The sequence below is a fragment of the Acidithiobacillus sp. TH-A117 genome, assembly GCF_057473465.1.
In genome coordinates this window covers 1-26071 of the sequence record NZ_JBYCKQ010000046.1, presented here as the reverse complement: position 1 = coordinate 26071, position 26071 = coordinate 1, and the positions used below count along the sequence as shown (strand labels likewise).

25 protein-coding genes are annotated in these 26071 nt (G+C 58.5%); 21 read left to right on the top strand and 4 right to left on the bottom strand.

The annotated features are described in order from the left end of the window. Nucleotides 1–3: 3 nt before the first annotated feature. The 9 genes from AC2VLR_RS11370 to AC2VLR_RS11330 all read left to right on the top strand — a co-directional run bounded on the left by AC2VLR_RS11370 (nucleotide 4) and on the right by AC2VLR_RS11330 (nucleotide 12628). Nucleotides 4–1476 carry an FAD-linked oxidase C-terminal domain-containing protein gene (locus AC2VLR_RS11370; protein ID WP_486882216.1) on the top strand — a complete coding sequence of 491 codons (1473 nt, stop codon included), beginning with the start codon at nucleotides 4–6 and terminating at the stop codon, nucleotides 1474–1476. 1 nt (nucleotide 1477) lies between these two features. Continuing rightward, nucleotides 1478–2536: a glycolate oxidase subunit GlcE gene (gene glcE, locus AC2VLR_RS11365; protein ID WP_486882215.1), complete on the top strand. Its 1059-nt coding sequence runs from the start codon at nucleotides 1478–1480 to the stop codon at nucleotides 2534–2536. Nucleotides 2537–2544: 8 nt separating this feature from the next. Further along, nucleotides 2545–3795, top strand: a complete 1251-nt coding sequence (gene glcF, locus AC2VLR_RS11360; protein ID WP_486882214.1) for a glycolate oxidase subunit GlcF — start codon at nucleotides 2545–2547, stop codon at nucleotides 3793–3795. Between the two features lie 215 nt (nucleotides 3796–4010). Continuing rightward, on the top strand, nucleotides 4011–5066 hold the full coding sequence (locus tag AC2VLR_RS11355) for a PDDEXK nuclease domain-containing protein (protein WP_486882213.1): 1056 nt from the start codon (nucleotides 4011–4013) through the stop codon (nucleotides 5064–5066). Continuing rightward, entirely contained in the window at nucleotides 5063–5329 is a 267-nt protein-coding gene (locus tag AC2VLR_RS11350; RefSeq protein ID WP_486882212.1) for a hypothetical protein, read from the top strand. The genes AC2VLR_RS11355 and AC2VLR_RS11350 overlap by 4 nt, the downstream gene beginning before the upstream one ends. Nucleotides 5330–5342: 13 nt before the next feature. Beyond that, a complete protein-coding gene (locus tag AC2VLR_RS11345; protein WP_486882211.1) occupies nucleotides 5343–7058 on the top strand; it encodes a DUF262 domain-containing protein in 1716 nt (571 codons plus the stop codon). Between the two features lie 13 nt (nucleotides 7059–7071). Then, a complete protein-coding gene (locus AC2VLR_RS11340; protein WP_486882210.1) occupies nucleotides 7072–8829 on the top strand; it encodes a site-specific DNA-methyltransferase in 1758 nt (585 codons plus the stop codon). Further along, on the top strand, nucleotides 8826–9905 hold the full coding sequence (locus tag AC2VLR_RS11335; RefSeq protein WP_486882209.1) for a PDDEXK nuclease domain-containing protein: 1080 nt from the start codon (nucleotides 8826–8828) through the stop codon (nucleotides 9903–9905). Before AC2VLR_RS11340 ends, AC2VLR_RS11335 begins: the two co-directional genes overlap by 4 nt. Next, on the top strand, nucleotides 9902–12628 hold the full coding sequence (locus AC2VLR_RS11330; RefSeq protein WP_486882207.1) for a DEAD/DEAH box helicase family protein: 2727 nt from the start codon (nucleotides 9902–9904) through the stop codon (nucleotides 12626–12628). The genes AC2VLR_RS11335 and AC2VLR_RS11330 overlap by 4 nt, the downstream gene beginning before the upstream one ends. Before the next feature lie 4 nt (nucleotides 12629–12632). Here AC2VLR_RS11330 and AC2VLR_RS11325 read toward each other — a convergent pair whose 3' ends face one another. From AC2VLR_RS11325 to AC2VLR_RS11310, 4 genes are read right to left on the bottom strand one after another with little or no spacing between them, the layout of a single operon-like run. Next, on the bottom strand, nucleotides 12633–13547 hold the full coding sequence (locus AC2VLR_RS11325; RefSeq protein WP_486882206.1) for a CorA family divalent cation transporter: 915 nt from the start codon (nucleotides 13545–13547) through the stop codon (nucleotides 12633–12635). Nucleotides 13548–13560: 13 nt separating this feature from the next. After that, nucleotides 13561–14463, bottom strand: coding sequence for a CorA family divalent cation transporter (locus AC2VLR_RS11320; protein WP_486882205.1), 903 nt, complete (start codon nucleotides 14461–14463; stop codon nucleotides 13561–13563). 7 nt (nucleotides 14464–14470) lie between these two features. Then, nucleotides 14471–15412 (bottom strand): magnesium transporter CorA family protein, encoded by a 942-nt coding sequence (locus AC2VLR_RS11315; protein ID WP_215844258.1) that lies wholly within the window; start codon nucleotides 15410–15412, stop codon nucleotides 14471–14473. A gap of 30 nt (nucleotides 15413–15442) precedes the next feature. Further along, complete coding sequence (locus tag AC2VLR_RS11310; protein WP_486882204.1) at nucleotides 15443–16378, bottom strand: magnesium transporter CorA family protein; 936 nt, start codon at nucleotides 16376–16378, stop codon at nucleotides 15443–15445. Between the two features lie 145 nt (nucleotides 16379–16523). On the opposite strand from AC2VLR_RS11310, the gene moaB reads away from it, so the two are divergent. From moaB to atpA, 12 genes are all read left to right on the top strand, one after another. Beyond that, nucleotides 16524–17066: a molybdenum cofactor biosynthesis protein B gene (gene moaB, locus AC2VLR_RS11305; RefSeq protein WP_486882203.1), complete on the top strand. Its 543-nt coding sequence runs from the start codon at nucleotides 16524–16526 to the stop codon at nucleotides 17064–17066. Next, on the top strand, nucleotides 17066–17623 hold the full coding sequence (locus AC2VLR_RS11300) for a class I SAM-dependent methyltransferase (protein WP_486882202.1): 558 nt from the start codon (nucleotides 17066–17068) through the stop codon (nucleotides 17621–17623). Before moaB ends, AC2VLR_RS11300 begins: the two co-directional genes overlap by 1 nt. A gap of 50 nt (nucleotides 17624–17673) precedes the next feature. After that, nucleotides 17674–19548, top strand: a complete 1875-nt coding sequence (gene mnmG / locus AC2VLR_RS11295; RefSeq protein ID WP_486882201.1) for a tRNA uridine-5-carboxymethylaminomethyl(34) synthesis enzyme MnmG — start codon at nucleotides 17674–17676, stop codon at nucleotides 19546–19548. After that, nucleotides 19548–20204, top strand: a complete 657-nt coding sequence (rsmG, locus tag AC2VLR_RS11290; protein ID WP_486882200.1) for a 16S rRNA (guanine(527)-N(7))-methyltransferase RsmG — start codon at nucleotides 19548–19550, stop codon at nucleotides 20202–20204. The genes mnmG and rsmG overlap by 1 nt, the downstream gene beginning before the upstream one ends. A 65-nt stretch (nucleotides 20205–20269) precedes the next feature. Beyond that, nucleotides 20270–21031 (top strand): ParA family protein, encoded by a 762-nt coding sequence (locus tag AC2VLR_RS11285; protein ID WP_215844263.1) that lies wholly within the window; start codon nucleotides 20270–20272, stop codon nucleotides 21029–21031. Continuing rightward, on the top strand, nucleotides 21028–21876 hold the full coding sequence (locus AC2VLR_RS11280; protein ID WP_486882199.1) for a ParB/RepB/Spo0J family partition protein: 849 nt from the start codon (nucleotides 21028–21030) through the stop codon (nucleotides 21874–21876). The genes AC2VLR_RS11285 and AC2VLR_RS11280 overlap by 4 nt, the downstream gene beginning before the upstream one ends. A 74-nt stretch (nucleotides 21877–21950) precedes the next feature. After that, a complete protein-coding gene (locus AC2VLR_RS11275) occupies nucleotides 21951–22349 on the top strand; it encodes a hypothetical protein (protein ID WP_486882198.1) in 399 nt (132 codons plus the stop codon). A 2-nt stretch (nucleotides 22350–22351) separates the two neighbouring features. After that, entirely contained in the window at nucleotides 22352–23101 is a 750-nt protein-coding gene (atpB, locus tag AC2VLR_RS11270) for a F0F1 ATP synthase subunit A (RefSeq protein ID WP_101539006.1), read from the top strand. Between the two features lie 44 nt (nucleotides 23102–23145). Continuing rightward, a complete protein-coding gene (gene atpE, locus AC2VLR_RS11265; RefSeq protein ID WP_009561114.1) occupies nucleotides 23146–23400 on the top strand; it encodes a F0F1 ATP synthase subunit C in 255 nt (84 codons plus the stop codon). Nucleotides 23401–23442: 42 nt separating this feature from the next. After that, a complete protein-coding gene (gene atpF / locus AC2VLR_RS11260) occupies nucleotides 23443–23922 on the top strand; it encodes a F0F1 ATP synthase subunit B (protein WP_215844265.1) in 480 nt (159 codons plus the stop codon). 9 nt (nucleotides 23923–23931) lie between these two features. Then, nucleotides 23932–24471 (top strand): F0F1 ATP synthase subunit delta, encoded by a 540-nt coding sequence (locus tag AC2VLR_RS11255; RefSeq protein ID WP_486882197.1) that lies wholly within the window; start codon nucleotides 23932–23934, stop codon nucleotides 24469–24471. 18 nt (nucleotides 24472–24489) lie between these two features. Next, entirely contained in the window at nucleotides 24490–26034 is a 1545-nt protein-coding gene (gene atpA, locus AC2VLR_RS11250; protein ID WP_215844267.1) for a F0F1 ATP synthase subunit alpha, read from the top strand. The last annotated feature ends 37 nt before the right edge of the window (nucleotides 26035–26071 follow it).

Genomic DNA, 26071 nt, shown 5'->3' with positions numbered 1-26071 from the left:
GCCATGGCGGGTGATTTGGCTCCTCAGCATGACGCGTTTATTGCGGCCCTGCGCGCCGTGCTCCCGGATGATGCCTTGCTCATTCACGAAGAAGACCTGCATCCCTATGAGTGCGATGGCCTTTCTGTTCTTAAGGAGTTGGCTCTGGCGGTGGCTTTGCCCCACAACCGGGAGCAAGTACAGGCGGTGCTGAAAGTCTGTCAGCAATACGGGATAGGGGTGGTGCCCCGGGGGGCGGGGACCGGCCTGTCCGGGGGTGCGCGCCCCAGTGCCGGAGCCATCATCCTGTCCCTGGCGCGACTCAAGCAGATGCTCGCGGTGGATACCCATAATCGTACTGCCCAGGTGCAGCCGGGCGTACGCAATCTGGCCATCAGTGAGGCCGTACGCCCCCTGGGTTTGTACTACGCCCCGGACCCCTCCTCCCAGATCGCCTGTAGCATCGGCGGTAATGTGGCGGAAAACTCCGGCGGGGTGCATTGTCTGAAATACGGCTTGACCGTCCACAATGTGCTGGCCCTGGAAGTCCTGGATGCCTCCGGCGAGATCCTGCACATCGGCAGCCAGGCCCCGGACAGTCCCGGCTACGATCTGCTGGCGCTGATGATGGGCTCGGAGGGTTTGTTGGGGGTCGTCACCGAAAGTACGCTGCGCTTGTTGCCGGTTCCGGAAAACACCCTGGTGATCCTGGCCGCTTTTTCCAGCGTGGTGGCTGCGGCAGATGCGGTGAGTGCCATTATTGCGGCAGGGATTATCCCGGCCGGGCTGGAAATGATGGATCAGTTGGCCATTGCGGCGGCCGAGGATTTTGTCCATGCCGGTTATCCCCGCGATGCGGCCGCCATTTTGCTCTGTGAACTGGATGGGAGCGAGGCGGAACTGCAGGTGCGACTAGACGCCGTCGAAAATCTGCTGGAGGAGCATGGGGCTGGCAGTATCCGCATCGCCAGAGATGCGGAAACCCGCTTGCTGCTTTGGAAGGGCCGCAAGGCCGCCTTTCCGGCGGTGGGGCGTCTGGCCCCGGATTACTACTGCATGGATGGGACCATCCCGCGCAAGCGTCTGGCGGAGGTGCTGGAACAAATTGCCGCCTGGTCTGCGGAATATGGCTTGCAGGTGGCCAATGTGTTTCATGCCGGAGATGGCAATTTGCATCCCTTGATTCTCTATGACGCCAATATCGACAGTCAGTTACAGGCGGCGGAAGCCTTTGGTCAGCGTATTCTGGAACTTTGTGTGGCAGTGGGGGGCAGCATTACCGGAGAACACGGCATCGGCGTCGAAAAACTGGACAGCATGTGTGTCCAGTTTACGGCGGCGGAACTGGACCAGTTGCATCGCATCAAGGCGGCCTTTGATCCGGAAGGACGCCTGAACCCCGGCAAGGCCGTCCCTAGCCTGCATCGCTGCGCGGAACTGGGGGCCATGCATGTGCACCACGGCCAGTTGCCCTTTCCCGAATTGGAGCGTTTTTAAGGTGGACCAGAGCGAGATCTTGCAGGAACAGGTTCGGGAGGCCTATGCCCAGTCCCGTGCCCTCCATATTCAAGGATCAGGCAGCAAGAATTTTTACGGCCGCAGCGTTCGTCACGGCGAGCCTCTACGGGTGGGGGCGCATCAGGGGGTGGTGGATTATGAGCCCAGTGAATTGTTCATTACCCTGCGTGCCGGCACCACCCTGCAAAACCTCCAGGAACAGTTAGCTGAAGCCGGACAGATGTTGCCTTTTGAGCCGCCTTTTTTCGGAGCAGAGGCCACCATTGGCGGTACCCTGGCCTGCGGTTTCTCCGGGCCGCGTCGACCTTACGCCGGTTCCGCCCGGGATTATGTGCTGGGAGTACAACTGCTGAACGGACAGGGAGAAATCCTGCGCTTTGGCGGCCAGGTCATGAAAAATGTGGCGGGCTATGATGTTTCCCGCCTGCTGGTAGGTTCCCTGGGAACCCTGGGCGTTCTTCTGGAGGTAACCCTCAAAGTGTTGCCGCGCCCGGAGCAGGAGCTGACCCTGGTGCAGGAACTTCCCATGGCTGCCGCTATTGACCAGATGAATCAATGGGCTGCTCACCCCCTGCCGGTTTCGGCCAGTGCCTGGTATGACAACTATTTATATTTACGCCTTTCGGGAGCGGCCAAGGCAGTGGAGGCCGCAGGCCGCAAAATCGGTGGAGAAGTGCTCACCGCCGCAGACGCTTTCTGGACGGATTTGCGGGAGCAGCGGCATGGCTTTTTTCAGGGCGATGCTCCACTCTGGCGCCTGGCCCTGGCTCCGGCCAGCCCACCGCTGCCCCTGCCGGAACCCACTCTCATTGAATGGGGTGGCGGGCAACGCTGGTTGCGCGGCCATCAGGATGCCGCAGCCTTGCAAGGGTTGGCGGCAAAACACGGCGGACACGCCACCCTGTTTCGTGGCGCGGATGCCAGCGGCGAAGTCTTCCATCCCCTGGCCCCGTCTTTGCTGGCGCTGCAGCAACGCCTGAAAAAAGCCTTTGATCCACGCGGGATTTTGAATCCCGGCCGCCTGTACGCCGCCCTGTAGAGACGCCCATGCAAACCCGTATCGCTCCGCGTTTTGAAAATAACGCCGAAATGGCCGAAGCTGACGCCATTCTCCGCAGTTGTGTGCATTGCGGGTTTTGTACGGCTACCTGTCCGACCTATCAAATACTGGGTGACGAGCTGGATGGTCCGCGCGGGCGTATTTACCTCATCAAGGAGTTTTTGGGCGGCACTCCGGCCAGTCGTGAAAGTCTGAAGCATCTGGATCGCTGTCTGACCTGCCGCGCCTGTGAGAGTACCTGTCCCTCGGGCGTACGCTACGCCCGGCTGGCGGAAATTGGTCGCGAACAACTGGAAAAGGATATTCCCCGCCCGGCTCTGGAGCAACTGCAGCGTTCCGTGCTGCGTGCCGTAATTCCCCATCCAGAGCGCTTTCGGCTGGCCTTGCAGTTGGGCAATCTGTGCAAACCCTTTCTACCCGAAGCGCTGGCCCGTAAGGTCCCGGACTTACCCCGTATGGCTCCGGTTTCTGCCCCGGCTGACGTTTCGGCAGTGTCGGCACGGCAGCCCAGCGTGCTTGCCCTGGCCGGTTGCGTGCAAAGTGTGCTGACGCCGCAAACCGGTGCCGCGCTGGAGCAGATACTCGCCCGACTGGGTTATGTCATGACCACGCCCCCGGAAGCGGGCTGCTGTGGGGCCCTGAGCTTGCACCTCAACGCCCGCGCTGAAGCTCATGATTACATGCGCCGCAATATTGATGCCTGGTGGCCCTATATTGCGGCGGGCGCCGAGGCCATTCTGGTCAGTGCCAGCGGCTGCGGCAGCATAGTCAAGGAATATGGAGAGGCCCTGCAAGATGACCCCGATTATGCCGAAAAAGCCCGGCAGGTGGCGGCGCTGGCGCGGGATCCCAGCGAATGGCTGCTGGAGCATCTGGAGCAGTTGCCCCTGGAGCATCAAGAGCGCGGACCCCTGGCCTTTCATTCTCCCTGTTCCCTCCAGCACGCCCAGCGCGTCCAGGGCCAGGTCGAAAAACTATTGCAACGGGCGGGCTATGCATTGACCGCCGTGGCCGACGCTCATCTCTGCTGTGGCTCGGCGGGCACTTATTCCATTTTACAGCCGGAATTATCCCGGCAACTCCGTCAGCAAAAAATCGATGCTCTGCAAGAGGGTCAGCCCTGCTCCATTGCCACCGCCAATATCGGTTGCAAGCTGCATTTGCAGGGCGGCACCGATTTGCCGGTGCGCCATTGGCTGGAATTACTGGCGGAGGCGTTGCTGCCTGAGAAGTCTTGATGGTAGTAACAGCCGCCCTTTGCTGGCTGATGACAAGGCAATATGGGACAATTTGAGCAAGATTGGGAAAAAGCAAACTTATTGAAGTAGCGCGAACTGCTCGCCGTGCAGGATGTAATCGAAGCCCAGCGCAATGACCTCATCAGCCAGTTGGAGAATCAGCCTCAGAGGCAGGTTGATGAGCGCACGCTGTTCACCGTGGAGTGGGAGTTGAGATGAAGCACATGCCATCCCGACAACAGGATGCTTTGGAGTCCCTGACAGGACGGATTGCCGCGATTGTCAAGCAGGCACGCAGCCAGGTGCGGCAAAGCGTCAATCAGGCCATGGTGGCCTGCTACTGGGAAATTGGCCGTCTGATCGTGGAACACGAACAGCAAGGGCAAGTCCGCGCCGCCTACGGGCAACGGCAACTGGCCGCGCTCTCCGGGCGATTGACGGCGCAGTTCGGGCGTGGCTTTGACGAGCGCAACCTGAGGAACATGCGCCTATTTTTCCAGTGTTTCCCGATTCGGAACGCAGTGCGTACCGAATTGAGCTGGACGCACTACCGCACGCTGCTGCGCGTGGAAAACCCCGCCGCCCGCGACTGGTATCTGCGCGAAGCCATCAGCCAGAACTGGAGCAGCCGCGCACTGGAGCGGCAAATCGGCGTGCTCTATTACGAACGCCTGCTCGCCAGCAAGGAAAAGGCCGTCGTCGAAGCGGAAGCAAGGGAGCAAACCGCGCCCCTGGCCGAAACAGCGAAAGATTTCCTGCGCGATCCCTATGTGCTGGATTTCCTGAACCTGAACGCCAGCCGCTTCCTGGAAGGCGATTTGGAGCAGGCCATCATGGACAACCTGCAAAGCTTCCTGCTGGAGCTGGGCCGGGGATTTGCCTTTGTCGCCCGCCAGCAGCGCGTGAGTTTTGCCGACGAAGACTTTTATCTGGACCTCGTTTTCTACAACTTCAAGCTCAAGTGCTTTTTGCTGGTGGACCTGAAGCTGGGCAAGCTGACCCATCAGGACATGGGGCAGATGGACACCTATGTGCGCCTCTACGACGAGCAAATCAAGGGCGCGGACGACAACCCCACCATCGGCCTGGTGCTGTGCAGCGAAAAGAGCGAGGCCGTGGTGCGCTATTCCGTGCTGGCCGAGCAACAGCAACTGTTCGCCGCCAAATACCTGCCCTATCTGCCGAGCGAGGCCGAGCTGAAACAGGAACTCGAACGCGAGCGCGAACAGGCCCTGCTACGGCTGGCGCAGCAAGAGGAGCAAAAAGCATGAGCAGGCAGAAAAACGAAATCGACCGCGAGATCAAGGATGTGCGCCGCAGCGCCGCGACCTCGCCGACGCTGGAAGAAAAGCTGTCCTGGCAGAAGCGGCAGCGCGAACTGGAAGGCAAGCGCAGCAAACTGCGCCGCGAGCTGTTCGCCCGGCAGGACGAAATCGAAGCCCAGCGCAATGACCTCATCAGTCAGCTTGAAGCGCAGCTCCAGCAACAGGTCGAAGAGCGCACTTTGTTTTCCATCGAATGGGAACTGCTATAGGAAGGTACCGCACATGGCCGCAACCAACTTCAAGACCGAAAACAACACCTTTCGCAAACTGATCGGCAATGGCTTGACCTACTGCATTCCGCGCTTCCAGCGTGACTACAGCTGGACCAGTGACGAGTGGGAAGACCTGTGGGCGGACATTCTTGCCACCTTGAAGCCAGACGGCGAGTCTTCTCATTACATGGGCTATCTCGTTCTGCAATCCGCGGATGACAAGACTTTCGATGTCATCGACGGCCAACAGCGCCTGACCACGCTCAGCCTGATCGTGCTGGCTGTCCTGAAGAATCTCCTGCGTCAGATCGAAGTCGGCAACGAGGGGGATGCTAACACCCAGCGTATCAACCAAATCCGGCAAACCTATATCGGCTATCTCGATCCAGTGACCCTGATCGCCCGGCCAAAGCTCACCCTGAACCGCAACAACAACGCCTATTACCGCGACTACCTCCTGCCGCTCGGGCACCTGCCCAAGCGCAATCTCCGCGCGTCCGAGCATTCCTTGCGCAAGGCGTTCGAGTGGTTCGACAAGCAGGTTGCGACTTACCTCAAGGCGTACAGTGGCAACGAAGGTGCGCGTCTGGCGCAACTTGTCGAGGACATCAGCGACAAGCTTTTTTTCACCGTCATCACGGTCACGGACGAGCTCAACGCCTACAAGGTTTTCGAGACCCTGAATGCGCGTGGCGTGCGTCTGTCTGCCACGGACCTGCTGAAGAACTACCTGTTCTCCGTGCTTGATCGCGGCGGCGAGTCCGACCACGAATTGCACAGTCTGGAAGAGCGCTGGGAAGCGCTCGTCGGGAGCTTGCAATCGGAAAACTTTCCCGACTTTCTGCGCGCGCACTGGAACAGCCGACATGACTTTGCCCGTCAAGCTGATCTGTTCAAAATCATCCGCTCGAAGATCAGTGATCGCGAAGCGGTTTTCGCCCTGTTGCGTGGTATGGAAGAAGATCTCGACACCTATCTGGCATTGACCTCACCGGAGGTTTCGGACTGGTCGCCCGAGGACAAGAACCTTGCCGGTGTGCTCAAGACTTTCCGCGTACGGCAACCCTACCCATTGCTGCTGGCCGCACGGCGACACTTCGACGCCGGTGATTTCTCCGGCTTGCTGCGGGCGACCGTGGTCATTTCGATGCGCTACAACGTCATCGGCGCCTTCGGCACAGCCGAGCAGGAGCGCACCTACAACACCGTCGCCGAGCGCATTGCCAAGGGGGAGCTGCGGGAGCTATCCGGTGCGTTGTCGGCGATGCGGAGCATCTATGTCGAAGACCGGGCGTTTCGCGCGGCGTTTGCCGAAAAGGTCATCCGCACGACCGACTCACGCAACAACCGCGTGATGCGCTTCATTCTGTGTGCGCTGGAACGGCATATTTCCGGCAACGACCACAGCTTCACCAGCGACGCGTTCAACATCGAACACATTCTTCCGCAGCGCGCCCCCGATGGCTGGGGCGGGTTCAGCAACGAAGAGATGGACGGCCTGATGTATCGGCTAGGCAACATGACCCTGATGCAGACGGGTGCCAACCGCGACGCCGGAAATGCCGACTACGCCGCCAAACGACCTGACTATCAACAAAGCGGATTTGTTCTGACGCAGAAAGTCGCGGTGGACAACGCCGAATGGACACCCGAACGAATTGCGGTACGGCAGAACTGGATGGCCGACCAGGCCACCGCCATCTGGCGCATTGCCCAATTGAGTTGATCAGGACGTATTGATGAGCAGCAAACAAAAACTCGAACTCACCTGGATCGGGAAGGAGAAGCGGCCCAAGCTGGAGCCGCGCATCCTGCTCGAAGATCCCGAGAAGTCGTATCACGCCAAGCATCGCGTCACGGACAACGACCTCTTCGACAACCGGCTGATCTTTGGCGACAACCTGCTGGCGTTGAAGGCGCTGGAGGCGGAGTTTTCAGGAAAGGTCAAGTGCGTGTTCATCGACCCGCCGTACAACACCGGCAGCGCGTTCACGCATTACGACGACGGGCTGGAGCATTCGATCTGGCTGGGCTTGATGCGCGACCGGCTGGAAATCATCCGGCGGCTGCTGGCGGAGGACGGGTCGCTCTGGATCACCATTGATGACAACGAGGCGCACTATCTGAAGGTGTTGTGCGATGAGGTATTTGGAAGGGCATGTTTCATCGCAGATATTGCCTGGAAACGCAGAGATGGCGCACCAAATGATCGTAAGATTGGCTCCACATACGACCACGTCCTTGTCTATGCCAGGACTAGGAATGGAGCCGCAAAAAAAACAGTAGCCGAAGATGCTTTTAATCTGATGGAACGCACTGAAAAAGCAGATTCCCAATATCAATTATATGAAGAGCCTTTTGGATTTGACGAGCGCGGCCCCTTTCGAAAAGTTGATTCAACAGGAAATGCAAAAGGCGGCCGGTTCGTTGAAAGCTTGATTTATCCGGTAACAAATCCATTTACTGGTGAGCAGGTGTACCCAAGGAAAGGAAGGTGCTGGGTCTATAAGAAAGAAGAAATGCTCGCAATGGTTGCCGATCGCCGTTTCTTTTGGGGAAAGGACGGAAAGGCAACCACCCCCATGCGCAAGTTATTCAAGACGGAAGCAAAGCCGGGCATGTCTGCGCCAACAATTTGGGATGACGTTGGACTCAATCAACATGCAGCGCGCGAAATTGAGCTGTTGTTTGGCGAAAAAGCCTCGTTTGAGACACCCAAGCCAGAAGGGTTAATGAAACGAATTATCCAGATTGCCACCAACCCCGGCGACCTCATCCTCGACTCCTTCGCCGGCTCCGGCACCACCGGCGCGGTCGCGCACAAAATGGGCCGCCGCTGGATCATGGTGGAGCTGGGCGAGCACTGTCACACCCACATCATCCCGCGCCTGAAAAAGGTCATCGACGGCGAAGACCCCGGCGGCATTACCCAGGCGGTGGGCTGGCAAGGTGGCGGCGGCTTCCGCTATTACCGGCTGGCGCCGACGCTGATCGTCAACGACCGCTGGGGCAACCCGGTCATCAATCCCGAATACAACGCGGCGATGCTGGCCGAGGCGCTGGCCAAGCTGGAGGGCTTCAGCTACGCGCCGTCGGAAACGCACTGGTGGCAGCACGGCCACTCCAGCGAGCGCGATTTCATCTACGTCACCACGCAAAACCTGTCCGCCGATCAGTTGCAGGCGCTGGCCGAGGAAGTGGGTTCCGACCGGAGCTTGCTGGTGTGCTGCTCGGCCTTCCACGGCGTGACCGCCGCCAAGTCAGCCGAACGCTGGCCGAACCTGACGCTGAAGAAGATTCCGAAGATGGTTCTGGCGCGCTGCGAGTGGGGGCACGACGATTACAGCCTGAATGTGGCGTCGCTTCCCATGTTCGAGCAGCCGATGGCGACGCCTGAGGCCAAGCAGCCCTCACCCCGGCCCTCTCCCGCAGGGAGAGGGAGAACGGCGGACAGCGGCACGGCCGATCTGTTTGGCGACGGGGAGGATGGGGCATGAGCCAGAACCTGGCAGGCATTCCGGCGGATTACGCCAATTGGCTGGCCGACATCAAGACGCGCGTGGCGGCCGCCCGCCAGCGGGCCGTGCTGGCAGCCAATGCGGAGCTGATCGGGCTTTACTGGCAGATCGGCCGCGACATCCTGCAGCGGCAGGCGGCGCAGGGTTGGGGCAGCAAGGTGATCGAGCGTCTGGCGCGCGACCTGCGCGCGGCCTTCCCGGAGATGAAGGGGTTTTCCCGCGCCAACCTGCTCTATATGCGGGCCTTTGCCGAGGCCTGGCCGGACGAGCAATTTGTCCAGCAGCTTGCTGGACAATTGCCCTGGTTCCACATCGTCGTGCTGATTACCCGCCTGAAGGACGATCCCACCCGTGAATGGTATGCCCGCAAAGCCATTACCGAGGGCTGGTCGCGCGCCACGCTGGAACGGAATCTCCGCAACCGCCTGCACGAGCGGCAGGGCAACGCGGCGACCAATTTCGAAGCCCGTCTGCCCGCACCACATTCACAACTGGCGCATGAAACGCTGAAAGATCCGTATCTGTTCGACTTTCTGGGGCTGGGCGATGAAGCGCAGGAGCGTGACATCGAAAACGCGCTGCTGCGGCACATCACCCGGTTTCTGCTGGAACTCGGCAGCGGCTTCGCTTTTGTGGGGCAGCAATACCGGTTGGAGGTCAGCGACAAGGAGTTCTTCATCGACTTGTTGTTCTATCACACGCGGCTCAAGTGCTATGTGGTGGTGGAACTCAAGGCCTCCGAGTTCAGGCCGGAACACGCGGGGCAGTTGAACTTCTATCTGACTGCCGTGGACAGGCAGGTGAAAGCGCCAGAAGACAAACCCACCATCGGCCTGCTGCTGTGCAAGACGCAAGACCGGCTGGTGGCCGAATATGCGCTCTCTGGCATCGACAAACCCATTGGCGTGGCGGAATACGAACTGGTGCGCGCGCTGCCGGAACCCCTGGCAACCAGTCTGCCCACGGTGGAGGAACTGGAGAGTGGGTTGGCTGAAGAATCAGTTGTCCAGGATTTTCGGATAACTGATGTTGATGACAAGGAAGATGAAGCATGAGCGCCCGCGTGCAAAACCACATCACGGGCCGCCTGTCGCTGCGCCCGCCGCAGGCGGAATCGCTGGCACGGTTGAAGCAGGCGCTGGATGCCGCGCCGGAACTGCTGGAGCACGGCAAGGACGTGGCGGCGGTGCTGGCCACGTTGAAGGCCGAGTTTCCGACGCTTGAAGATTTCGAGCGCGAGTTCCCTTCGCTGTGCTTTGCCTTGGCCACGGGCGTGGGCAAGACGCGGCTGATGGGGGCGTTCATCGCCTATCTGCATCTGGCACACGGCATCAACAACTTTTTCGTGCTCGCGCCCAACCTCACTATTTACAAGAAACTCATCACGGACTTCACGCCCAATACGCCGAAATATGTGTTCAAGGGCATCGGCGAATTTGCCATCCATTCACCCCGCGTGATTACGGGGGATAACTACGATCAGCAAACCCCTTCTACTGGGGAGTTGTTCAGTGAAGTTCGTATCAATATCTTCAACATCTCCAAGGTCAACTCCGAGGTACGCGGCGGCAAGGAGCCGCGCATCAAGCGGATGAAGGAGGTGCTGGGCGATAGCTACTTCAACTATCTCGCCAATCTGCCCGATCTGGTGCTGCTGATGGATGAATCGCATCGGTACCGTGCCAGCGCGGGCGTGCGCGCCATCAACGAACTCAAGCCGCTGTTTGGACTGGAGCTGACGGCGACGCCCTTCGTGGAATCCAGTCGGGGGCCGGTGCCGTTCAGGAACGTGGTGATGGACTACCCGCTAGCGCGAGCGATGGAAGACGGCTTCGTCAAGGAACCGGCGGTAGTCACCCAGCGCAATTTCAGTGTCAGCGACCACACGCCGGAAGAAATTGAAAAAATCAAGCTGGAAGACGGTGTGCGCCTGCATGAAAGCACTAAAGTGGAGCTACTGACGTATGCCCGTGAGAATGGAGTTCAGCAGGTGAAGCCGTTCATGCTGGTCATCGCGCGCGATACCACCCATGCAGGGCAGCTTTTGACCCTTCTGGAATCACAAGCGTTTTACGAAGGGCGCTATGCCGGCAAGGTAATCCAGGTGGATTCCAGCCGCAGCGGTGCGGAAGAAGAAGCCATGATCACGCGCCTGCTGGCCGTGGAGAGTCTGGAAGAGCCCACGGAAATCGTGATTCACGTCAACATGCTCAAGGAAGGCTGGGACGTGACCAACCTCTACACCATCGTGCCGCTGCGCGCCGCCAATGCCCGTACCCTGATCGAGCAATCCATCGGGCGTGGCCTGCGTCTGCCCTATGGCAAGCGCACGGGCGTCGCAGCGGTGGATCGCCTGAACATCGTCGCCCACGACAAGTTTCAAGAGATCATCGACGAGGCCAATCGGGTTGACTCGCCGCTTCGCTTGCAGCAGGTCATCCTCGATGCGCCGTCCGGCAATGACAGCAAGGTCAGCGTGCAGGTCGATTCGGGCGCAGCATACCGCCTTGGGCTGACGGATGACGCGCCTGCGCTCGATCCGGCATCGGCAGCCGCCAATGGCGGTGCTGTCACGCCAACGCCAGCCCCGGTCTTCACCACCGATGCGGAAAAGCAGGCCGCGCGCATGGTCATGGAAGTCATCGACCAGTATGAAATACAATACGCTATAGCACCCACTCGCCGTGCGCTGCTAAAACCCGAACTGCAATCGGCGCTCCTCGCGGAAGTGACCGAGCGGATGAAGCCGCTGCAGGGCCAATTGCTGGAGGGCGTGGATGAATCCGCACCCGCACTTGATTTGCCCGCCGTGGTGGCGAAGACTACCGAGATCGTGGTGCAGCAGACCATCGACATCCCGCGCATCGCCGTGGTGCCCAAGGGTGAGGTCACGACGGGCTTCCAATCCTTCACGTTGGACGTGAGCCAGCTACGCCTGCAACCAGGCGAGCGCGAGATCGTCGGACAGATGCTGCGCAGCAATGAGCAGTTCACGCTGGGGGCGGAAATCGGCCTGAAGGAGCAGCGTCCGGAGGACTACCTCGTCCACGCGCTGGTGGATTTCGACGATATCGACTACTTCACCCATGCCGACCTGCTTTACGATCTGGCGGGCCAGATGGTGCAGCACCTGCGCGGTTATCTCTCCGAAGCCGATACGCTCAATGTGCTTGATGGTCAGCGCAAGACCATCGCCAGGGAAATCCACGCGCAGATGATGGCCCACTTCTTCGAGAAGGCGACTGAGTACGAGGTGCAGATTAGCCGCGGTTTCACGGAGCTCAAACCCTGTAACTACACGGCTGTGGCAGGGCAAGCCCCGCGTCACTTTCGCGAAACGGTAGAGGACGTAGGCCGCATCAAGCAGATGCTGTTCGGCGGATTCACACGCTGCCTGTACCCGCTGCAGAAGTTTGACTCGGATACCGAACGGCGCTTCGCCGTCATCCTGGAGCGCGACGCGATGAAGTGGTTCAAGCCCGCGAAGGGGCAGTTTCAGATCTACTACAAGCTCGGCACCGAGCAGCCGGAATACATCCCCGACTTCGTCGCTGAGATGGACGCGACACTCTTGATGGTGGAGACCAAGGCGCGGAACGACCTGAAAACCGATGAAGTGAAGGCCAAGGCCGCTGCCGCCTTGCAGTGGTGCCGACACGCCTCAGACTACGCGCTGCGCGTCGGCGGCAAGCCCTGGAAGTACTTGCTGGTGCCCCATGATGAAGTCAATGAATCGCGGCAGCTCGCTGACTTCTCGCGTTTTGAAATTACTGGCTAATCCCTCAATCCAGCCGCAACCAGCCCTTGCGGTAAAAAATCCAGGCGATGAGTGCTTCCACCACAATCAGCCCGCCAGTGACGGCAACAAAACCGTAGCGCCAATGGGGAAGCGGACCCAACGGGACGTTCATGGCCGCCGCGCCGGGAATAAACAGCGGGATGGTGACCAGAATAATCAGGGCTGCCATGAATTTGAACAAGTGATTCACGTTGTTGTGCACCACATAGGCGTAGGATTCCAGCAGTTCATTGATGGTTTCCTGATCGCTATCCACTTGATCCCGGACCTGGGACAGTTCAATGCGGGTGTCTTCATGAATTTCCAGCAGATCAAGGTCTTCCTTGGGAAGCAGAAGAGCGATTTCGCTGACCACATATTCCAGTTGCAGTAAGCCCAGATCCAGCGCCAGCAACCGGTCGTGAATATCCAGACCTCTATACACCACATCATGGCGCTGGGCCTGACGTAGATCCCGCTCCACCATCGCCATTTCCCGGGCGACGGCGCGGGCGGTGGGCAAGTACAGACGGGTGACTTCGGCAATGATGCGCAGCACGAGCTCCCAGCGCTTGCGCGGTTTTTCCGGATCAATCAGCTGATTGAGAAAGGGAATTTCCTGGTCGGCCAGGGTCACGAAGTAACCCGGCGCAAAATACACGCTGAGGGGCACCAGGGAAAACTGTCCGATGCGCCCGTCTTCCGGTATGGGTACCTGAAATTGCAGGGAAATCAGGCGCTCTTCCTTGATCAGGGGGCGCGAGGCCTCGCCTTCCAGACGCTTGCGCAAAAAACTTTCCGGGATGTCGAGGGTCATGGCGGCCTGACTCAATTCCAGCGCCGTAGGATTGACCAACGCCATCCAGCTACGCCGGTTGGCGTTGCCGGAAAGCAGGCAGTCGCGAGTAATTCGTAGCATCTGTCGACCCTCCCTACATGGCAAAAAACCCGTGTTTTCGGGCCCAGACAGCAAATAGCAGGGTGGCACCAAAAACATAGGCCAGCAGGCCGAACCACAGGTAATGCCAGTGTTCCAGCGGGAGAATGGTCATCATGTGAAAAGGCATGATGAAAGCAATGGGCATCATCAGCAGGGCCAGCCATACGGTCATGACCTTCATGACGGTGTGGGCATTATTCTGGATGATGCCATTGTAGGCATTAGTGACGGTCAGATAACGCTCATAAACCAGATTGACCACATCTTCCATACGCCGTTGCTCGCGCAAAGCGATTTCCAGCACGGCATAAGCGGGTGCTTCCCCGGGGGTGGCGCGCAAGGCGTCGCGCAAAATCAGTCCGGTTTCCCGCAAAGCGATGACCAGTTCTCCCAGATCCCGGTTGAGGACCACAATTTCTCTGAGCTCGCGATTGCCCATGGCCGTTTTCAGAGCCAGGCGCAGCTCCTGCAAACGGTCTACTAACACGCGGGCGACCCGTTCATGGCTGTAGATGCTGTTGAGCAGAGATCTTTGCAGGTAATCACTGCCCTGACTCTGCTGGAGGGTGCTGAGCCAGTCCTGTTTGAGCATGGACAGTAAAGTTTCTTCGCCGAGCAGAACCAGATGATCGGGGTGTTCATGATGCAGGGTCAGGGTGCTGATACGAGCCACCGTTCCGAAGCGGGCGTCTTCTTCCAGCATGGCTACGGGCAGACGCAGAGAGATTTCTTCACCTGCACAATAAAGCCGCTGATCTTCACTCTGGCGCAGCCAGCTGCCCAAGTTGTTGCAGGACAAGGCCTGTTCAGGGCTCAGCAAAAATAGCCCGGGTCCGCTGCAGCTGTCGCAGGCAGTCCAGGTTCCGGTCTGGGGGTCGTAGTACTGGGCGGTCATGAGCGCATCAGATCCAGTCTTTTTTGCGGAAAAAAACGAAGAGTAATCCGGAAATGAGAAAGCCGCCGCCCATCAGAACCGGCCAGGCATAAGTCCAGTCCTGCAGGGGGAGAGGAACGTTCATGCCATAAATGCTGGCCACCGTGGCCGGAGAGGCGACCACCACCGTCCATGCCGTAATGATCTTCAGGGTATTGCTGATGTTGTTTTGCAGCACCCCGACATAAGCATCCATCATGTTGGTAATGGTGGACGCGTAAATTTCGGTCATGTCCCGGGCCTGTTGCAGGTCAATCAGGGCATCGGCGATGTCTTCGAGATCATCGGCATCCTGCCCCAGCATGGGCAGGCGCAAGGTTTGTTGAGCCACCGAGATATTGCCCTTGAGCGCCGCAGAAAACAGGATCAGGCTTTTGTTCAGGGCCAGGAGCCGGAAAAATTCGTTGTTGTTCTGGGAGTGACGGAGAATTTTTTCCGTGGCGGCAATTTCGGCGTTGATGATGCGCAGCGCCCGCAAAAAGTCCCGGGCAATGGCCTGAAAAATTTCCGCCAGCAAACCTTGGACACCCAAAATTTTACCGCGTTGCCGCTGACTGCGTAATTCATCCCATAGTGCCAGGGGGTGGGCGCTTGCGGTGACCATTTGCTGGGGTAGTAGCCAGAGGCCTACCGGCAGGGTGCGGAAGCGTAATTCGGCATCTCCCTGCATGGGTGCCGGAACCTTGAGAATGATCAGGGCGACTTCGCCGTCCCGTTCCAGACGCGGGCGTTCGTCTTCATCGGACACGTCCTGGAATAGATAATCCGGCACCTGCAGATGTTTGGCGACAAATTCCAGTTCGGCATGGCTGGGCGCGACGACCTGAATCCAGGTGGCACGGGGCGGCCATTGAAAATCACTGGTGATTTCCAGTTGGGCATCGGTTTTGTCGTCAAACCAGTGCAGCATGCTGTCGCTCCTTAGTAAATTCCCACCCGTTCATATCCACCCCTTGCGCTTGAAAAAAGCCGCCAAACCCCCGGCAATGCTTAAACCCAGTAATAATATCACCCAGAAAATCCAGTGGGTTTTCTGAAAAGGCAAGGTGGTATTCACGCCGTACAGGGTGGCGAACATGCTCGGCACATAAAACACCATGGCCAGCACGGTGACCACTTTCAGACCATGGTTGATGTTGTTTTGCACCATCCCGGCATAAGCGTCCATCATCGAGGTACTGGTACCGGCATACACCCGGGCGCGCTCATGGGCCACCTGCAATTCCAGGAGTGCCGTGTCCACCTGCCGGGTGGCGGGCAGATCATCGCGAATTTCCGCCAGCCGTGAAATCTTGAAGGCGGTGGCAATATTGCCGACCAGGGCCACTTCAAAGCGGGTCAGACTTTTACTGATTTCCAGCAGGGTGAAAAAATCGCCATTACTTTGAGTCCAGTCCAGTTGTTGTTCATTGTCGTGAATGGCCTGGTTGAGCTGCTGTAGCGCTTCTTCATAACTCCGCGCCAGAATTTTCAAGATGGCGGCCAGTATTTCGATACTTTCCGGAGGGCTGGAAAGATGCTCCATCTGCGCAAAAAAAGGCGAGAGGGTGGGTAGTTCTTCCGCCAGCACCGTAGTCAGATTCTGCTGGTGCAGAACCACGCCCAAAGGGCGCAAGGTCCAGACATCTTCCCCCGGACCGCTGACTGGAAACTGCAAGGTCAGGAAGACCCTTCCCTGCTCTCTGCGCAGCCAGGAGCGTTCATCGGGATCGAGAATATCCTGGGCAAAATCCCAGTCATCGGCGAGCTGTCCCGCCGCCACCCAGTCTGCCGGTCGGGGTGCGGTCAGATGTTGCCAGCTTTTTACGCGCTCCGGGGTGCGCGCCGCTGCCACTTGTGCGGTGCTGTCGGTTTCTGCTGGGGGAAACACATCCATGGATGCTCTCCAGTTCAGAGTCGGGCGTGAGAGGCACCAGTGCCCGGCAGCTGCCCGATACGGGGACTTCGGCCGGTACAATTTGGAGCGCAGGACGGAGGCTTTTATACTGGACTTCCTTGTTGCCTGTAAAGGAAATTCCGCTGTGAGCTCCGTGCACTCTGCATCTGATAGTAAAGCCTTTATCCCCCTCGCCCTCGCTATCCTTACTGTGTCCGATACCCGGACCCCGGAAACCGACAAATCCGGCGACAAAATTGCGGAGCTGGCTCAGGCTGCAGGGCACCATATAGCGGCGCGTTGCATATTGCCCGACACGATTGAAACACTGCGCCAGCAGATGCAAGGCTGGATAACCGACCCGGCCATCGATGTCATTGTCGCGACCGGCGGCACCGGGGTCACCGGTCGCGACGTAACCCCTGAGGCCCTTGCGCCCCTCATCAGCAAGCCGATCCCCGGCTTTGGGGAGTTATTCCGCATGTTGTCCTACGAAGAAATCGGTACCAGCACCATGCAGTCCCGGGCCGAAGCCGCCATTTGTGCGGGTACCATCGTCTTTTTACTGCCGGGTTCTACGGGAGGCGTCCGTCTGGGGATGGAGGCCATTATCATTCCCCAGCTGGATAACCGCCATCGTCCCTGCAATTTGAGTGAGTTGTTGCCGCGTATTCGGCATGAACACTGATGGCGGCCATGCCTGAAGACGAAGTGCAACGCCAGCAGCGCTGGAACACCTGTTATGCGGACAGAGCAGCGCAGGTAGCCGCACCTTTGCCCCTGCTCAAGGCGCAGGCGGGAATATTGCCGACCACCGGGTTGGCTCTGGACCTGGCCTGCGGCCGGGGCGGAAATGCCCTTTTTCTGGCGAGTCAGGGACTGGAAACCTGGGCCTGGGATTATGCCGAAGCGGCCATCCTGGCGCTTCAGCAGCAGGCTGTGATTCAGCCCGGGCTGCACCCGGAATATCGGGATGTACTGACCCAGCCGCCGCCAGCGGCCTCTTTTGACGTGATTGTCGTCGCGCATTTTCTGCATCGCCCGCTTTTTCCCATCTTGGCCCGGGCGTTAAAGCCCGAGGGATTATTGTTTTACGAGACCTGGGCTGGTGCTTATGCCGGGCGCGGTCCTCAAAACCCGGACTTTCGACTGCTGCCGGGAGAGTTGGAAAAGGCTTTTGCAGGTTTGCAGCTCCTGGCTTATCAGGAAGATGAGGATCGTGCCGGTGGCGTTTGGAAGGCCTAAAAAAGCCGGGGATATTGCAAAACCTGTCGCTTGGCGTGGATAATTAGCGGATGCAAAACGAATTTGATGTCATCGTGGTCGGTGGTGGACATGCCGGTACCGAGGCTGCGGCAGCCGCAGCCCGCTTGGGAGTGCGCACCCTGCTCCTCACTCAGAATCTGGACACCATTGGCCAGATGTCCTGCAATCCGGCCATTGGCGGCATCGGTAAAGGGCATCTGGTCAAGGAAATCGACGCTCTGGGGGGTATCATGGCGCTGGCCATCGATCAGGCGGGTATCCAGTTTCGCACCCTGAATGCCAGCAAGGGCCCGGCAGTGCGCGCCACCCGGGCCCAGGCCGACCGTAGCCTCTACAAACGGGCGGTACGGCGCCTGCTCGAAAACATCCCCAACCTGCATCTGTTTCAGGGCATGGCCGGAGATTTGCTGATGGAGCAGGGCCGCCTTGTCGGGGTACGGACGGAAACCGGTCTGGAATTGCGGGCCGGGCAGGTGATTCTGACTACCGGCACCTTTCTGGGTGGGCGGGTACACATGGGCGACCAGAATTATGCGGCAGGCCGAGCCGGTGACCCCCCTTCCAATGCCCTCTCTCAGCGTCTGCGGGAAATGGCCTTTCCCGTGGCCCGTCTGAAAACCGGCACCCCGCCGCGTATTGATGGACGCAGCATCGACTATTCAGTGCTCGAAGCGCAGCCCGGTGATGACCCCATCCCGGCCTTTTCCTTCATGACCCGGCAGGTGAATATCCCTCAGCTTGCCTGCTACATCACCCACACCAATGCCCGCACCCATGAAATCATTGCTGCCAATTTGCACCAGTCAGCCATGTATGGCGGGCATATCCAGTCCGTGGGGCCGCGTTACTGTCCGTCCATTGAAGACAAGGTGGTGCGTTTTGCCGAAAAGACCTCCCACCAGATTTTCCTGGAGCCGGAAGGACTGGATACCCACGAGGTCTATCCCAACGGCATTTCCACCAGCCTGCCCTTCCCGGTGCAGGTGGATCTGGTGCGCAGCATGCGCGGGTTGGAAAATGCGGTTCTGCTGCGCCCCGGTTATGCCATCGAATATGATTTTCTCGACCCGCGCGATTTGTACCCCAGCCTCGAAAGCCAACGTCTGCCGGGACTGTTTTGTGCCGGCCAGATCAACGGTACTACCGGCTACGAAGAGGCGGCAGCCCAGGGTCTGCTGGCCGGTCTGAATGCGGCGCGGCGGGCCCGGTGTCAATCCGCCTGGGTGCCGGGACGCCATGAAGCTTACCTGGGCGTGATGGTAGATGATCTGGTTACCCGGGGGCTGGATGAGCCCTATCGCATGTTTACCAGTCGGGCCGAGTATCGCCTGCAGTTGCGTGAAGACAATGCGGATTTGCGTCTGACGCCTCAAGGTCGGGAACTGGGCTTGGTGGACGAGGTCCGCTGGACGGCCTTCAGCCGCAAGCAGGACGACCTGGAAAGTGAACGCGAGCGTTTCCGCAGTCTGCGTATTCGTCCCGAAGACCCATCGGCAGCGCGCATTGCTGCACATCTGGGTCAGCCCCTGACCCGGGATGTGACCGCTCTGGAACTGCTGCGCCGCCCCGACTGGGATTATGTCAGTCTGACAACCGTTCTGGCCTTGTCGGGCTGTGCGGATTCCCGGGTGAGCGAGCAGTTGGAGATTGAGTGCAAATATTCGGGTTATATCGCCAGACAGCAGGATGAAATTGAGCGTGCGGCCCGCTGGGAGGGAATGAGCATTCCCGAGGATATGGATTACAGCGCCGTGCGTGGTTTGTCCACCGAAGTGATGCAACGCCTGAGTCGACAACGCCCCCGGACCATCGGCCTCGCCAGTCGCATCCCGGGGGTGACCCCCGCCGCCATATCCCTGTTGCTGATTCACGTGAAACGTCGCAGCCTCTTACAGGCAGGATAATGCCGCCGGTTTCTGCGGCACTGCTCGCCCAGATCCTCGCTACGGGGCTTGCAGGCATGTCGCTGGAAGGTATTACGCCCGAGCAGCGTGCTTCGCTGCTGAATTATGTGCTCCTCCTGCAGCGCTGGAATGCGACCCACAACCTGACGGCGGTGCGCGATCCCCGTGACATGATTCCCCGCCATATTCTCGACAGTCTGGCCGTTTTACCTTTTCTGGAACCGGGTTCGGTGGTCGACATTGGTAGTGGTGCTGGTTTGCCGGGAATTCCACTGGCTATCTGCCGACCGGCACAGGATTTTACGCTGGTGGAGCCAGCGGCCAAGAGGGTGGCCTTTTTGCGCAGCGTCGTCGCCGAGCTCGGTCTGACCAATGTACAGATTGCACCGCTGACCAGTGAGCATTATCAGCCAGAAATTTTGCCCGACCGGATTATCAGCCGCGCTACCGCCCCTCTGGTGCGCCTGGACCAGATGACCAGCCATCTCCAGGGGCCGCATAACCAGGTATTGGCCTTGAAAGGCCCCGGGTTTGAAGAGGAGTTGGCCGACTGGCCGCGCGCCGCTTCCCTGGATATTCGCTGTCATGATCTGCAGATTCCCGATCAGCCCTCACGTAAGCTTTTGATTTGGAGAAGTCCGGTGCAAATGCCCTAGCCCCCCGCGAGTGGACAGGGTATTCTTGGCAAATTGCAGGCTGCACCGGAAATCATCCCCAGAAAATGCGTACAGTTGCCGTTGCCAATCAAAAAGGTGGCGTGGGAAAAACCACGACTGCTGTCAATCTGGCCGCCGGACTTGCCCAGAATGGCAAGCGGGTGTTGCTGGTGGACCTCGATCCCCAGGCGAATGCCAGTACCGGCCTCGGCCAGGTGGGCAATGCGGCGGCCAGTATTTATCACGTTCTGCTCGGGGAGCTGCCCCTCTCTGCGGTCCTGCAGGCGGTGTCTCCTGCCGGACTGTTCCTGGCCCCTTCCAGCCCGGATCTGGCGGGCGCTGAAGTGGAAATCTATCCGCGACCGGATCGGGAGCAGCACCTGAAAAGGGCTTTGACCGAAGCCGCAGATTTTGATTACGTGCTGATTGACTGCCCGCCCGCTCTGAATATGTTGACTATCAATGCCCTGGTCGCAGCGGATAGCGTGCTGATTCCCATGCAATGTGAATATTATGCCCTGGAGGGCCTCACCCAGTTGCTGAATACGGTCCGGCGTGTACGTGCCCAGCTCAATCCGCGCCTGCAGGTGGATGGCCTGTTGCGGACCATGTTTGATAATCGCAATCGTCTGTCTTCGGAGGTCGGGCAAGAGCTGGAACGGCATTTTCCCGACAAGCTCTACCAGATGGTCATTCCGCGCAATATTCGCCTGGCCGAAGCCCCCAGTTTCGGGCGGGCTGCTCTGGAATATGATCCTTCCTGTGCCGGGGCCGTCGCTTATCAGGGGTTGGCCAGAGAATTCCTGCAACGTGAGGGAAATCCATGAAACGGGTAGGTTTGGGCCGGGGCTTGGATGCGCTGTTTGCCAATGAAGATTCTGCTGCCGGAACGATGCGCGAGATTCCCGTGGATTTGCTGCAAAGGGGGCGTTATCAGCCGCGTGGGCTTATTGCCGAGGATTCCCTGCAAGAGTTGGCCGATTCCATTCGTCATCAGGGCGTTGTGCAGCCCATTGTGGTGCGTGGAGTAGGGGGCGGACGTTATGAAATTATCGCCGGAGAACGGCGCTGGCGGGCGGCACAAATTGCGGGGCTGACCCAGATTCCGGCGGTAGTCCGCGACTGTGGTGATGAACAGGCATTGGCCATCGGTATCATTGAAAATATACAGCGCCAGGACCTGAACCCCTTCGAAGAAGCCCAGGCATTACAGCGCCTGCTCGATGAATTTGGCCTCAGCCATGAAGCCTTGGCAGCCACTCTGGGCCGCTCCCGGGCGGCCATCAGTAATCAGCTGCGTCTGCTGCGCCTTTCTGCTGCGCTGCACCCCTATGTGGAAAATGGCACCTTGAGTGCCGGCCATGCCCGCGCTTTGCTGACCCTGAACGAGCCGCAACAGCAGACTGTGGCGGAGCGGGTGGTACGGCAGAATCTCAGTGTCCGTGCCACCGAAAAACTTGTCCAGAAAGTGCAGAATCCCCCCCCGCAGCACCCGCAACCCGATCCTGACAGTGCGGCACTTGCGGCGCTCATCCAAGCCAGCCTCGGCCTCGGTATTGATCTGCGTCCCCATGGTCAGGGTGGAGAGCTGCGGATCCGCTGGGAAAATCCCGAACAGGAAGCCATGCTCCTGCAACGCCTCGGCGTGAACCTGAATGACAATGAAATCTGATGGAAAGCGGTGGGAATGCTCTTGACGCTGAGCATCTGCGTGTTTAGACTCCGCCTGTATTTGAGTTTTGCCCATTGAAAGAGCAAGAAAAACAAGTGGGCATGGTGAACTTCTCGTCTTATGTCGGGCGAGTCACTGCGACAGTGTTGACGTTAGCCCTGTTTCTGGCAGCCTTGACGGCATGGCGCTGGGGGCGACAAGAAGCCTACGCACTGCTGTTTGCGGCATTTTTGAGCGTTATCAACATGCTCATCCTGGGTGGTCGCCTGATCGCGCTCCCCGCTTCTACGCATCTTGCCGCACGGCGGCTGGGTGGAGCGGTGTTGCAGCGCTGGATCATCACCATACTGGGTCTCATCTTGGCAATTTTCTGGCTGCATCTTCCCGTTATAGGGCTGGTTGCAGGGTTTTTGCTGGCCCATTTCGTATTTTTGGCATTTCTGATGCGGGAACGTATCAGGCAAAGGAGTTAAGCGTGGCATCAGGCGATATCGCCCATCACCTTGTCAACTGGACCGTCGGTTCCGGTTTCTGGACCTTTGATCTGGACACCATTGTCATGGGTTGGATCATGGCTGCCATTCTGGTCATTACCGGAATGGTGGTTGGCGCAAAACTGCAGACGAGCACCCCCAGCGGGATGCAAAACTGGCTGGAGGGGGTCGTGGATTTCATTGATGATCTGGTCCAGGGCAGTTTCCCGGTCAAAGATCCGCTGATAGCGCCCATGGCCATCACGGTTTTTTTATGGATCCTGCTGATGAACAGTATGGACGTGATTCCGGCTTATCTGCCGGGCATTATTGCCCACTGGTTTGGTATCCCTGAATTTCGGGTGACACCTACCGTCAATCTGAATACCACGCTGGGTGTTTCCATCACCGTATTTCTGGTGATGATTGCCACTAATCTGCGGGTGAAAGGCTTCAGCTACTTCAAGACCTACCTGACCCACCCCTTCGGTATCTGGCTGTTCCCGATGAACATCATCATGTCCGTGATCGAAGAAATTACCAAGCCCCTGAGCCTGGGTTTGCGACTGTTTGGGAACATGTTCGCCGGAGAGTTGGTATTCCTCCTCCTGGCGCTGTTGCCCTGGTGGGGCGAGCTGGTGATGGGTACGGTCTGGTCCCTGTTTGAAAGTTTGATCATCATCCTGCAGGCGTTTATTTTCACTGTGCTGACCGTGGTTTATCTCGGCATGGCGAACATGCAGGATCATTAAAGGTTTACATTATTTCACTTTTGCGACACTTGTAAGGAGTTATCATGGACGCACATACCATTATCGTAGCTGCCACAGCCATTGCTGTCGGTATCATTTTTGGCGCCGCTGGACTGGGTTCCGCCATTGGCTGGGGTCTGATCACTTCCAAGACCATCGAAGGTATTACCCGTCAGCCCGAAATGCGCCCGCAGCTGCTGGTGAACACCTTTATTTTCGCTGGTTTGATGGAGTCCTTCCCCTTCATCATTCTGGCCTTCGGTTTCTGGTTCCTCTTCGCCAACCCGTTCCTGGGCTGATGCGGGCCCGGTTGATCCGGCCCACTTGCAAGTGAGGTAGTCATGAATCCAGTAGGTATCAATGGAACACTGATCATACAGCTGATCACCTTCGTCATTTTGGTGGCGTTGTTGTACAAGTATATGTATGGTCCCCTGCGCAAGGTCATGGACGCGCGTCGTGCGAAAATTGCCGACGGACTTGCTGCCGCCGAGCGTGGTAAAGAAGAAATGGCCCTGGCACAAAAGCGCGCAGCAGAAATGTTGCGGGAAGCCAAGGATAAGGCGGCAGAAATTATCGCCAATGCCGAGCGCCGTGGTGTGGAACTGCGTGAAGAAGCCCAGAGCAAGGCCCGTGAAGAAGCGGATCGGATTATTGCCGGAGCTCGGGCGGAAATCGATGTGGAAACCAATCGGGCGCGTGAGGTTCTACGTGGCCAAGTGGTTGAACTGGTAGTTGATGGCACCCAGCGCATATTGCATCGGGAAATTGACCAGAATGCCCATCGTGACATTATCGACCGTATGGTCGGTCAATTGTGAGGATCTGAAATGGCAGATCTGATCACGGTGGCGCGGCCCTACGCGGAAGCACTTTACGGTCTGGCCAAACAATCCGGCCAACAGCAGGCCTGGGCAGAATCGCTGCAAGTGCTGACCGCCATGGTTGCGGATAAGCAGGCCCAGGCCTTCCTGAATGATCCTGAACGACCGGAGGCTGACAAGGTTGCCTTGCTGGCCGCTGCCCCGGTGACGGTTGAGCAGGGCGCGTGGCAGTCTTTTCTTGGGCTTCTGATACACAACGATCGCTGGGCTGCAGCAGCAGAAATCGCGCAACTTTTTGACGAAGCCATGCGCCATGACGAAGGGATTGTTGACGTACTGGTAACCACTGCGGTGGCGATGGACGCGCAGCAGAAAGGCGCTGTCCAGGCTGCCCTCGAACAGCGTTTCAGCGGTCGCCAAGTCGCTTTTCGTGAGTCGGTAGATGCTTCCCTGATTGGCGGTCTCGTAATTCATACGGGTGATCTCACCATAGATGCTTCCGTGCGTGGACAAGTGCAGCAGCTTGCCCGAACCCTTCGCAGCTAAAGTCTTGAGGAACATAGTATGCAACAACTGAATCCATCGGAAATCAGTGACCTGATCCGCGCACGCATCGCCGGCTTTGAAGGCCGCGTTGAAACGCGCTCACAGGGCACCATCATCAGCCTGAGCGACGGCATCCTGCGCATTCACGGTCTGGAAGACGTCATGTACGGCGAGATGCTCGAACTCCCCGGCGGCCGCTACGCGCTGGCCATGAATCTGGAACAGGACAATGTCGGCGCCGTGGTGCTGGGAGAGTTCTCCGGCCTCGAAGAGGGCGGTATCGTCAAATGCACCGGAAAGGTCATGCAGATTCCCATCGGCAAGGAACTGCTGGGGCGGGTCGTCAATGCCCTGGGTCAACCCATTGACGGCAAAGGCCCGATTGATGCCAAAGAATTTGACGTCCTCGAAAAAATTGCTCCCGGCGTCGTCGATCGTCAGAGTGTGGACGAACCCATGCAGACCGGCGTCAAGTCCATTGATGCCATGGTTCCAGTGGGCCGTGGCCAGCGCGAACTGATCATCGGTGACCGCCAGACCGGCAAGACGGCGGTCGCGGTGGATGCCATCATCAACCAGAAGGGCAAGGGTGTTTACTGCATCTATGTCGCAGTCGGCCAGAAGGCTTCCACCGTAGCAGCGGTAGTCCGCAAGCTCGAAGAATACGGCGCCATGGAATACACCACGGTCATCGCCGCCAACGCTTCCGAGTCAGCGGCCATGCAATACCTGGCACCTTATTCCGGTTGCACCATGGGCGAATTCTTCCGGGATCGCGGTATGGACGCCCTGATTGTGTATGACGATCTGACCAAGCAGGCTTGGGCCTACCGGCAGATTTCCCTGTTGCTGCGCCGTCCTCCTGGCCGTGAAGCTTATCCGGGCGACGTGTTCTACCTGCACTCCCGTTTGCTGGAGCGCGCCGCGCGGGTCAACGCCGACTTCGTCGAAAAATTCACCAATGGCGCAGTGAAAGGCAAGACCGGTTCATTGACCGCTCTGCCGATCATTGAAACCCAGGCGGGTGACGTTTCCGCCTTCGTGCCCACCAACGTGATTTCCATCACCGACGGCCAGATTTATCTGGAAACCGATTTGTTCAACTCGGGTATTCGGCCAGCCATCAACGCCGGTCTGTCGGTGTCCCGCGTGGGTGGTGCCGCCCAGACCAAAATCATCAAGAAGCTGGGTGGTGGTATTCGTTTGGATCTGGCGCAGTATCGTGAACTGGCGGCTTTCGCCCAGTTTGCTTCGGATCTGGACGAAATCACCCGCAAGCAGATTGAACGCGGCAAGCGGGTCACCGAACTGCTGAAGCAGGATCAGTTTGCGCCGATGTCGGTAGCCGAACAGGCGGTATCCCTGTTTGCAGCCAGCAGTGGTGCTCTGGATGATGTGGAAGTGGCCAAGGTGCGGCCTTTCGAGAAAGCTCTGCTGGCCTACCTGCACAGCAACAATAAGGACTTGATGGCCGGGCTCGAAGAGAAAAAAGAGCTCACCGACGACTTCAAAAAGCAGCTCGACGCAGCAGTCAAGCAGTTCAAGTCCAGTTCGACGTACTAGGAGAGCAGCATGGCCAATGCCAAGGAAATTCGCGGTC